At 73.1% G+C, this 5,194-nt stretch carries 5 protein-coding genes and 1 pseudogene; 2 read left to right on the top strand and 4 right to left on the bottom strand.

The window, feature by feature from the left end:
* Together ACFU99_RS32075 and ACFU99_RS32070 are read right to left on the bottom strand one after the other, a co-directional pair.
* Positions 1-740, bottom strand: a 740-nt coding sequence (locus tag ACFU99_RS32075) for a DedA family protein (protein ID WP_384398713.1), incomplete at its 3' end; no start/stop codon positions are given.
* Between the two features lie 143 nt (positions 741-883).
* On the bottom strand, positions 884-1,336 hold the full coding sequence (locus ACFU99_RS32070) for a DUF4442 domain-containing protein (protein WP_384398711.1): 453 nt from the start codon (positions 1,334-1,336) through the stop codon (positions 884-886).
* 92 nt (positions 1,337-1,428) lie between these two features.
* Here ACFU99_RS32070 and ACFU99_RS32065 point away from each other — a divergent pair, with 92 nt between their 5' ends.
* Both ACFU99_RS32065 and ACFU99_RS32060 read left to right on the top strand, forming a co-directional pair.
* Positions 1,429-2,505: a hypothetical protein gene (locus ACFU99_RS32065; protein ID WP_384398709.1), complete on the top strand. Its 1,077-nt coding sequence runs from the start codon at positions 1,429-1,431 to the stop codon at positions 2,503-2,505.
* A 132-nt stretch (positions 2,506-2,637) separates the two neighbouring features.
* Positions 2,638-3,948 (top strand): MFS transporter, encoded by a 1,311-nt coding sequence (locus ACFU99_RS32060; RefSeq protein ID WP_384398707.1) that lies wholly within the window; start codon positions 2,638-2,640, stop codon positions 3,946-3,948.
* Between the two features lie 78 nt (positions 3,949-4,026).
* On the opposite strand, the gene ACFU99_RS32055 is transcribed toward ACFU99_RS32060, so the two are convergent.
* On the bottom strand, positions 4,027-4,872 hold the full coding sequence (locus ACFU99_RS32055; protein ID WP_384398705.1) for a spermidine synthase: 846 nt from the start codon (positions 4,870-4,872) through the stop codon (positions 4,027-4,029).
* 68 nt (positions 4,873-4,940) lie between these two features.
* Positions 4,941-5,194, bottom strand: a pseudogene (locus ACFU99_RS32050) (alpha-glucosidase); the annotation flags it as partial.

Genomic DNA, 5,194 nt, shown 5'->3' with positions numbered 1-5,194 from the left:
AGAGCCGGGGGGGTCGCCTCCGGCCTAAAACCTCGTTGGGATGGTAAGCCCGCGTTGGGGTGGTTTCCGGCGACGACCGTCGCGGTGTGGGGGGTGGTGTGGGCGGCGGCCGCCGCCTCCGCGGCTTCTTCGGCTTCCTCGGCCTTCTTCTGGCGCTTCTTCATCACCAGCATCGAGCCGAGGCCGAAGAGGAGCGCCGCGACCAGGCCCACCCAGGCGAAGCTGCTGAGCCACTTCTCGGCGACCTTGCCGACGGAGTAGATGACCGCGACCGTGCCGCCCGCCCAGACGATGCCGCCGAGCACGTTGGCGATCAGGAACTTCCAGTACGGCATCTTCAGCACGCCCGCGAGCGGCCCGGCGAAGATCCGCAGCAGTGCGATGAACCGGCCGATGAAGACGGCCCACATGCCCCACTTCTGGAACTGCCGCTCGGCCGTGGCCACATGCTTGGGCCCGAAGTGCTTGGGGAATTTGCGGCCGAGCCACTCCAGCAGCGGTTTGCCGCCCTTGCGGCCGATCAGATAGCCGATGGAGTCGCCGACGATGGCGCCCGCGACCGCACACGCGCCGAGCACGTACGGGTTGATGTGGTCCTGGGTGGCGGCCATCAGCGTGGCGCTGACGAGCACGATCTCGCCGGGCAGCGGGATGCCCAGGCTCTCCAGTCCGATGACCCCGCCGACCAGCAGGTACACCGCGACCGCGGGTACCGTCTCTAGTAGCCCGTCGATATGCAACGCCCGTTCCTCCCAGAATTTCCCACGTCATGCCCGGCGCGCCCCCGTGGGCGTACGCCGGGAAGCCTACTGGAGTAGGGGACTCGCTCAGACGGCCTCGGGTTGAGCGTGGGATGGGAGAGGTCGCTCCCGATCCGGGCGGATCAGGTGTTGGGGCGCAGGGTCCACACGATGGTCATCTCGCCGGTGACGGCGCCGTCCTCCCGCGTGATCGCCACGTTCACCGGGAATTCGGGGCGCTCCCCGGCGTCGAGTCCGGCGACCACGTCGGCTATGGGACGGCCGATTTCCGCCGTCGCGGTGACCGGCCCCATCGCCAGCTTGCGGTAGCCGATCTCGGCCCGTACGGCCAGCGGTACGGCCCGCGAGAGCTGGTCGCCGAAGGCCGCGAGGACGATCGCGCCGCTCGCGGACTCGCCGAGGGTGAACATGGCGCCCGCGTGCGGGCCCGCGACGTGATTGTGGAATTCCGCCTGGTCGGGCAGGCGGACCACCGCGCGCTCGGGGGTGGTCTCGACGAATTCGAGGTTGAGGGTACGGGCCATCGGCACGGTGGCCGTGAGCATCTCGCCGATCGAGGGCGGGGTTTCAGACATGCCGTGAAGTTACCAGCCGGTAGCACATCACGGAAGAGATGGAAGGGTACGGCCGTAGCAGCGCTCCCACCCGCCATCTATCGTTATCGGCCATGTGGCCAGGACAGCAGCCGCCCGGGGGCGAGCAGAACCCGCAGGACCCGAATCAGAACCCGTACCAGCAGCCGGGGTACGGGCCACCGGGATATCAACAGCCGGGATATCAGCAATCGGGGCACCAGCAGCCCGACCCGTATCAGCGGCCGCCGGGGTACCAGCAGCCCGGGCAGCAGCAGCCTGGTCTTCAGCAGCCGAATCCGTACCAGCAGCCCGGCGGTCCGCAGCCGGGCTACCAGCAGTGGGGGCCGCCGATGCCGCCGGGCGGTCCGCAGCCGCCGGACGGCAAGCGCAAGCGCACCGCCATCGCGATCGTCACGGCCGTCGCCGTGGTCGCCGCCGCCGTGGTCGCCGGGGTGTTCGTGTTCCGCGACGGCGACGGCGGGAAGAAGGACGAGGCGAAGGGCGGGCAGAGCTCCTCGCCGACCGGTGCCCCGTCGCCGTCCGCCTCCGCCTCCGCTTCGCAAGACGACAGCGAGGAGGAGGCCGACAACCCGCGCGCGGGCAGCGGCGACGTGAAGCCGGTGATCGACGGCTGGAAGCCGGTCGCCAACCCGCTGCGCCACGACGCGTTCGACGTCCCGCCGGACTGGCACGTGGCGACCCCCGGCCTGACCACCGGGTTCCAGGACGACAAGGGCGAGGGCGTGGGCATGACGGCGCCCGCCTTCTACAAGCCGGACAGCTGCGCCAAGAACACCCGCCAGGGCGGAGCCGGCACGAAGGGCGCGCAGAGCGCGAAGAGCCCGGCCCAGGCGGCGGAGGTCGAGGCGCTTAGCTGGGCCTATTACGCCTACGACACCAAGAAGACGGGCCATCTGGCGGGCACCAAGTCGCAGCCCTTCAAGAGCGACCACGGGCTGACCGGTTTCTGGTCGTCGGCCAAGGCGACCGGTGTGAAGAAGACCGACAAGTGCACCACGGACGGCAAGGTGTTCACCGTGTCCTACAAGGACACCGCCGGGGATCTCGCGACCTGGGTGCTCTACACCGACGTCGGCGTGAAGGACGAGCTGTCGGACGCCACCATCAAGAAGATCATGAGCACGCTGCGGCCGCTGCCGGTGTCCTGACCGTACGGGGTCATGTTCTGACCGTACGGGCCTGTGTCCTGACCGTGCGGGATCGCGGTCTCACCGTACGGGGTCGCATCCGGACCGTATCCGAGTTGGCATCCGGGCCCGTGCCCAGGGATAGTCCACCCGGTGACCGAACCCGCCGCCACCGGACCGTCCGCCGCCGGGCGCGGACCCCGCCGCCCCGCCTGGGCGGGCCGCAACTACTCCCTGCTGACCGCCGCCGCCGTGGTCTCGGGCCTCGGAAACTCCGGCGCCCTGATCGCGGCGGCGTTCGCGGTGCTCCAGGCGGGCGGCGACGGCACGGACGTGGGACTGGTCGCCGCGGCCCGTACGGTCCCGCTCGTCCTCTTCCTGCTGATCGGCGGGGCGCTGGCCGACCGGCTGCCGCGGCACCGGGTGATGGTCGCGGCCAACACCCTGAACTGCCTCTCCCAGGCGGCCTTCGCCGTGCTGGTGCTCGCGGGCGAGCCGCGGCTGTGGCAGATGGCGCTGCTCGCCGCGCTCAGCGGCACGGGGCAGGCGTTCTTCGCCCCGGCGGCCGAGGGCATGCTGATGTCGACGGTCAGCGGCGAGCAGGCGGCCAGGGCGTTCGCGTTCTTCCGGATGGGCACCAACGGCGCGCAGATCGGCGGCGCCGCCCTCGGCGGGGCGCTCGTCGCCGCCTTCGGGGCGGGCTGGGTGCTCGCCGTGGACGCCGCCGCCTTCGCGCTCTCGGGCGCTCTGCGCGCCTTCCTCGACGTCAGCCACATTCCGGCCCGCGGGCCGGGCGGCGGCATGCTGGCCGATCTGCGCGAGGGGTGGCGGGAGTTCACCGGACGGCCGTGGCTGTGGACCATCGTCGTGCAGTTCGCGGTGGTCAACGCCGTGGTGGGAGCGGCCGAGTCGGTGTACGGGCCGCTGGTCGCCCGGGACGAGCTGGGCGGGGCCCGGCCGTGGGGGCTGGCGCTGGCCGCGTTCGGCGCGGGCACGATCGGCGGCGGCCTCCTGATGACCCGGTGGCGGCCGCGCCGGATGCTGCTGGCGGGCATCCTGTGCGTCTTCCCGCTCGCCCTGCCGTCGGCGGCACTCGCCGTCCCGGTGTCCGTACCGGCGCTGATCTCCGTCATGTTCGCCGTCGGCGTCACGCTGGAGGTGTTCGGCGTCACCTGGATGACGGCGCTGCACCAGGAGATCCCGGAGGACAAGCTCTCGCGCGTCTCGGCGTACGACTGGTTCGGCTCGGTGGCGATGCTGCCGGTGGCCACGGCCCTGGCCGGTCCCGTCGAGGAGCTGGTCGGCCGGCCGGCGGCGCTGTGGGGGTGCTCGGCGCTGATCGTGCTGCTGACGGCGGGGGTGCTCATGGTGCCGGGGGTGCGCGGTCTCGTACGGAAGCCGGCGGACGTGGCATCGGGGAAGCCGGCCGGGGCCGAGGAGCGCGAGGGCGAGCGCCTGAGCTGAGCCCTTCGCGCAGCCCGCCCGACCGGTTTCGACCGTCCCTCCGGCCCCCCGGCCTCCCGGTCTCCCGGTCTCCCGGTCTCAGCCGATGCTGAACGCCCCGTCCGGCGGCCTCGGCGACGGCACCGCGCCGTCGTCGTGCACGGCCGCCGCCCCGGCGATGAACCGCGCCAGCGCGTCCCCGTACTCGACGCGCGCCGGGAAGGCGTCCGCCGCGGCCCGCCGGGCCAGCGTCGCCACCGGGATCGGCGTGTCCGAGGCGACGACGACGGCATTGCCGAACCGCCGCCCGCGCAGCACCGAGGGCTCCGCGATCAGGCACAGCTCCTCGAAGGCCGTGGCGAGGGTGGCCAGTTGGGAGCGGAGGAAGGCGAACGGGGCGCTGTCGGCGAGGTTGGCCAGATAGCGGCCGCCGGGGCGCAGAACGCGGGCCGCCGACCGCGCGTACTCGACGGAGGTGAGGTGCGCCGGGACCCGGGAGCCGCCGTAGACGTCGGCGATGATCACGTCCGCCGATCCGTCCGGGGCCTCTTCCAGGGCCGTACGGGCGTCCGCCGCCCTTACCTCGATCCCCGGGCCGGGCGGCAGCGGCAGATGTTCGGCGACCAGGTCGAGCAGTCCGCGGTCCGCCTCGATCACGTGCTGCCGGGAGCCGGGGCGGGTGGCGGCGACGTAGCGGGGCAGGGTGAGCGCACCGCCGCCGAGGTGCAGCACGTCGAGGGGGGCGCCCGGCTCGTCGGCCGCGTCCAGGACGTGGGCGAGCCTGCGCGCGTACTCGAACTCCAGGTGGGCGGGGTCGTCCAGGTCGACGTACGACTGGGGCGCGCCGTCCACCGTGAGCAGCCAGGCGCGGGGCCGGTCCACGTCCGGCATCAGCTTGGCGGTGCCGTGGTCCACGGCGCGGGTCACGGGTATCGGCTCGTCCACTCCCCCATTGTGCCGGGCGCCGGCCCGCCGGGGTGCGGGGTTACGGGAGGCCGCCGGTGTGGGCCGGCTCATCCCGCCCACACACGGGCGACGGCCTCGGCGTGCGCCGCCGCCGGGGCGCGGCCCGCGCGGGCGGCGGCGGCGCGGCGGGCCGGGTCGAGGGGGGTGTGCCCGAAGGCGGCGCGGGCGGCGCGGTCCGGCGCGGGGAGCCAGGTCAGCGGGCCTTCGCCGAACTCCGTGCGCGACCGGATCGCCGCGCGGTAGAGGCTGAGCATGGAGGCGGGGTCCTCGGCCTGCCGGTCGGCCGCGTAGGCGGCCCAGC

The sequence above is a fragment of the Streptomyces sp. NPDC057654 genome (genome assembly GCF_042800135.1).
Lineage (GTDB): Bacteria > Actinomycetota > Actinomycetes > Streptomycetales > Streptomycetaceae > Streptomyces.
The sequence above is the reverse complement of the archived record's forward strand: the minus strand, read 5'-3'. Positions and strand labels throughout refer to the sequence as shown.